The organism is Actinomadura sp. GC306 (assembly GCF_004348665.1).
GTDB lineage: Bacteria > Actinomycetota > Actinomycetes > Streptosporangiales > Streptosporangiaceae > Spirillospora.
The window spans coordinates 1-4,445 of record NZ_SMKM01000394.1 but is presented as its reverse complement, the minus strand read 5'-3'; the positions used below and the strand labels follow the sequence as shown (position 1 = coordinate 4,445).

The 4,445-nt window shown below is 69.7% G+C and carries 4 protein-coding genes; 1 reads left to right on the top strand and 3 read right to left on the bottom strand.

Annotation, left to right across the window (positions count from 1 at the left end; genetic code table 11):
- Positions 1 to 163: 163 nt before the first annotated feature.
- Genes E1200_RS31500 through coxB form a run of 3 tightly spaced genes read right to left on the bottom strand, consistent with a single transcriptional unit; the run spans position 164 to position 3,015 of the window.
- Positions 164 to 574: a cytochrome c oxidase subunit 4 gene (locus E1200_RS31500; protein WP_131956019.1), complete on the bottom strand. Its 411-nt coding sequence runs from the start codon at positions 572 to 574 to the stop codon at positions 164 to 166.
- Between the two features lie 3 nt (positions 575 to 577).
- On the bottom strand, positions 578 to 2,245 hold the full coding sequence (gene ctaD / locus E1200_RS31495) for a cytochrome c oxidase subunit I (RefSeq protein ID WP_131956017.1): 1,668 nt from the start codon (positions 2,243 to 2,245) through the stop codon (positions 578 to 580).
- Positions 2,242 to 3,015: a cytochrome c oxidase subunit II gene (coxB, locus tag E1200_RS31490; RefSeq protein WP_243708996.1), complete on the bottom strand. Its 774-nt coding sequence runs from the start codon at positions 3,013 to 3,015 to the stop codon at positions 2,242 to 2,244. The genes ctaD and coxB overlap by 4 nt, the downstream gene beginning before the upstream one ends.
- Before the next feature lie 180 nt (positions 3,016 to 3,195).
- On the opposite strand from coxB, the gene E1200_RS31485 reads away from it, so the two are divergent.
- Positions 3,196 to 4,395 carry a cysteine desulfurase family protein gene (locus E1200_RS31485; RefSeq protein ID WP_207933637.1) on the top strand — a complete coding sequence of 400 codons (1,200 nt, stop codon included), beginning with the start codon at positions 3,196 to 3,198 and terminating at the stop codon, positions 4,393 to 4,395.
- Positions 4,396 to 4,445: the final 50 nt, after the last annotated feature.

Below are 4,445 nucleotides of genomic sequence, written 5' to 3'. Positions count from 1 at the left end.
GTCCCCCGGTCGTGAGCCACCCACCCGCATGTGGACCCCCCGGTCGTCCCACTGGGCGATCGGCCCGCCTGCCCAGCCCCTTCGCTGGAACGGCGCCCAGTATGTGAAAGGGCCGGTACCCGCAAAATGCGGACACCGGCCCCTCATGGGGTTCTTTTACCGACTAGTGAGCGAAATGACCCCGGTAGTACTCGAAGACCAGGCCGATCGTCGACAGCAGCGCCGCGGCCAGCCCGAACATGAACAGCCACCAGCCGAACACGATGCCGAGCGAGACGGTCGCGGCCGACAGCCCGATGTAGAGCGGCCACCAGCTGTGCGGGCTGAAGAAGCCCACCTCGCCCGCCGCGTCGGCGATGTCGCCCTGCGGGTCGTCCTCGTACAGCGGCCCGTCGTTGGCCCGCTCAAGGCGCCGGATCGTGAAGTGGGCGTAGAACCCGATGAGCCCGGCGAGCCCGACGGCCAGCCCCAGCGCCGTGGTACCGGTCCAGTCCTTGGACCAGAGCCAGTACACGACGTCGGTGGCGAGGAAGAAGACCGCGGTGCCGTAGAACATGAACGCCTGGACGCGCATCGGCTACTCCCCCTTCGCCCCGGCGAGTTCGCCCTGGGCACCCACGTGCGGGTGGTGCAGGTCGAACGCCGGCCGCTCGGAACGGATCTTCGGAATGAAGTTGAAGTTGTGCCGCGGCGGCGGGCACGACGTCGCCCATTCCAGCGAGCCGCCGTAGCCCCACGGGTCGTCGACCTCCACCCGCTTGCCCCGCTTCCACGTGATGTACACGTTGTAGAAGAACGGCAGCATCGAGGCGCCGAGCAGGAACGAGAAGATCGTGGAGATCTCGTTCAGCGCGTGGAACTCCGCCGCGTAGTCGGCGTACCGGCGCGGCATGCCCGCGGCGCCCAGCCAGTGCTGGACGAGGAACGTGCCGTGGAAGCCGATGAACAGCGTCCAGAAGTGGATGTGGCCGAGCCGGTCGTTCAGCATCTTCCCGGTCCACTTCGGCCACCAGAAGTAGAAGCCCGCGAACATCGCGAACACCACGGTGCCGAACACGACGTAGTGGAAGTGCGCCACCACGAAGTAGGAGTCGGAGAGCTGGAAGTCCATCGGGGGCGACGCCAGGATGACGCCGGTGAGCCCGCCGAACAGGAACGTCACCAGGAAGCCCAGCGACCACAGCATCGGCGACTCGAACGTCAATTGCCCTCGCCAGATCGTCCCCACCCAGTTGAAGAACTTGATGCCCGTCGGGACGGCGATGAGGAACGACATGAACGAGAAGAACGGCAGCAGGACCTGGCCGGTCACGAACATGTGGTGCGCCCACACCGTCATCGACAGGCCGGCGATGCTGATGGTCGCGAAGACCAGGCCGACGTAGCCGAACACCGGCTTGCGGCTGAACACCGGGAGGATCTCCGTCACGATGCCGAAGAAGGGCAAGGCGATGATGTAGACCTCCGGATGCCCGAAGAACCAGAACAGGTGCTGCCACAGCAGCGCACCGCCGTGCGAGGCGTCGAAGATGTGCGCCCCGAGCTTGCGGTCGGCCTCCAGGGCCAGCAGCGCCGCGGCGAGCGGCGGGAAGGCCAGCAGCACCAGCACGGAGGTCAGGAAGACGTTCCAGGTGAAGATCGGCATCCGGAACATCGTCATGCCCGGCGCCCGCATGCACAGGATCGTGGTGATGAAGTTGACCGCGCCCATGATGGTGCCGAAGCCCGACATCGCCAGGCCCATCACCCACAGGTCGCCGCCGATGCCCGGCGAGCGGACCTCGTCCGACAGCGGGGCGTAGGCGAACCAGCCGAAGCTGGCCGCGCCGCCCGGGGTCAGGAAGCCCGACAGGGCGATCAGGCTGCCGAACAGGAACAGCCAGAAGGCCAGCATGTTCAGCCGCGGGAACGCCACGTCCGGCGACCCGATCTGCAGCGGCATGATGACGTTGGCGAAGCCGGCGAACAGCGGCGTCGCGAACATCAGCAGCATGATCGTGCCGTGCATCGTGAACATCTGGTTGAACTGCTCGTTGCTGACGACCTGGAGGCCGGGCTCGAACAGTTCGGCACGCATCACGAGCGCGAGCACGCCGCCGAACAGGAACATGAAGAACGACGTGATCAGGTAGAGGTAGCCGATCACCTTGTGGTCGGTGGACGAGAGCCAGGAGGCGAGGATCCGCCCCTTGCTCGTCCGCGGCGCGGCGATCGGTGCGCTCGGTGCGTGACTGGTCGTGGTCACTGGGCACCTCCCGCGGCCTGTGCGGCCTTGGAGTCGGCGATGAACTTGTCGTACTGCTCGGGCGACACGACCTTCAGCTGGAACAGCATCCGGCTGTGGTCGACGCCGCAGAGCTCGGCGCAGCGGCCCTCGTAGGTGCCGTTCTTGGTGGCCGTGAACTCGAACTCGTTGACGAAGCCCGGCATGACGTCCTTCTTGTAGATCAGCGCCGGGACCCAGAACGAGTGGATGACGTCATTGGAGTGGAGCCGCACGCGGACCGTCTCCCCCGAGGGGATCGTCATCACGGGCTTGCCGGGGGCGGGACCGTTCGGCGCCACGGGGACGCCCGTGACGGAGGCGACGGTCTGCTCCTTGCCGGAGGCGTCCTTCTCCTTGTAGTCGAACTGCCAGCTCCACTGGTACGCGATGACGTCGACGACCACGTCGGGATTCTCGCTGGTCGACTCGACGAAGTTCTGGTCGCGCGCGGTGAAGTAGAACAGGACCGCGATGATGACGAACGGGACCGCCGTGTAGAGGATCTCGATCGGCAGGTTGTAGCGGACCTGCGGCGGCAGGTCGTCGGAGCGCTTGCGGTGGAACAGCACCGCCCAGATGATCAGCCCCCAGACGAGGCCCCCGACCGCGAACGCCGCGATCCAGGAGCCCTGCCACAGTTGCAGCATGCGCTCGCCCTGGATGCTGATCGGCTCGGGCATGCCAAGGCGGCTGCCGCTGCAGGCGGTGGCGGACATCGCCAGCAGCCCCAGCGCACCGGCGCTTCTCAATGCGCGGCGACTGCGCACAGGCGTACGCCGCTCCCTAGAGCGGGTCGGACTCACGGAATGCCTTCCCCACGGTGAAAGCCCGGTCGGCCGGGCGGAGAGATCAGTTGTTACACGTGTGGTGGACACACTAGCGCGAGGGTCGCGCACCCCCCCGATCGGGTGCCCGGTTAGTGTTCTGGCGTGGCCGATCCGAGCATTCCGGGCGCTTACTTCGACGCCGCTTCCACCGAGCCGCCGCACCCGGCGGCCCGGTCGGCGCTGCTGGAGACCATGGACACCGCCTGGGCCGATCCGGCGCGGCTGTACGGGACGGCCAGGGGGACCCGCCTGGTCCTGGACCGGGCCCGCGAGCGCACCGCCGCCGTCCTCGGCGTCCGCGCGGACGAGCTGTCGTTCACCGCGTCCGGCACCCAGGCGGTGCACCTGGCGGTCCTCGGCGGCTTGCGGGCGCGCCGCCGGACGGGGCGCCACCTGGTCGTAGGCGCGGTCGAGCACTCCAGCGTGCTGCACGCCGCCGAGGCGCACGAGCGCGAGGGCGGCGAGGTGACGGTCGTCGGTGTCGACCGGACCGGCCGGGCGGACCCGGCGGAGTTCGCCGCCGCGCTGCGCCCCGACACCGCGCTCGCCTGCCTGCAGTCGGCCAACCACGAGGTGGGCACCGTGCAGCCCGTGGCGGAGGCCGCCGAGGCGTGCCGCGCGGCGGGCGTGCCGCTGTTCGTGGACGCCGCGCAGTCCCTCGGGCGGATGGACGTCCCGGGCGGCTGGTCGTTCCTGGCCGGGAGCGCGCACAAGTGGGGCGGCCCCGCCGGGGTCGGCGTCCTCGTCGTCCGCAAGGGCACCCGGTGGCGCTCCCCGCTGCCCGACGACGAGCGGGAGCGGCGCCGCGTCCCCGGGTTCGAGAACGTGCCGGGCATCGTGGCGGCGGCCGCGGCGCTGGAGGCGTACCGTGCGGACATGGCCGCCGACGCACCGCGCCTCGCCGCGCTGGTGGACCGCGTCCGCGCCGAGGTCGCGCGGACGGTCCCCGACGTGGAGGTGGTCGGCGACCCGGTCCGGCGCCTGCCGCACCTGGTGACGTTCTCGTGCCTGTACGTGGAGGGCGAGGCCCTCCTGACCGAACTCGACCGGCTGGGTTTCGCCGTTTCGTCCGGTAGCTCGTGCACGGCGGATACGCTGCGTCCCAGTCACGTGCTGGAGGCGATGGGAGTGCTCACCCACGGGAACGTCCGGGTGTCGCTGCCGCGCGGCGCCCGCGCGGCGGACGTCGACCGGTTCCTCGCCGAGCTCCCGGGGGCGGTCGCCCGGCTGCGGGGGGCGGCCCTGAGCACGCTCGAAACGGGGGGTACCCCCGACGAGACAGGGAGGCGGTCGCGCCCATGAGGTTCCGAGGCCGCGGCAAGGGCGCGGCGTCCCCCGAGCCGGCCCCGGCC

Coding starts and splice junctions, on each gene's coding strand:
- E1200_RS31500 (WP_131956019.1), bottom strand. CDS start 574: ATGCGCGTCCAGGCGTTCATGTTCTACGGCACCGCGGTCTTCTTCCTC.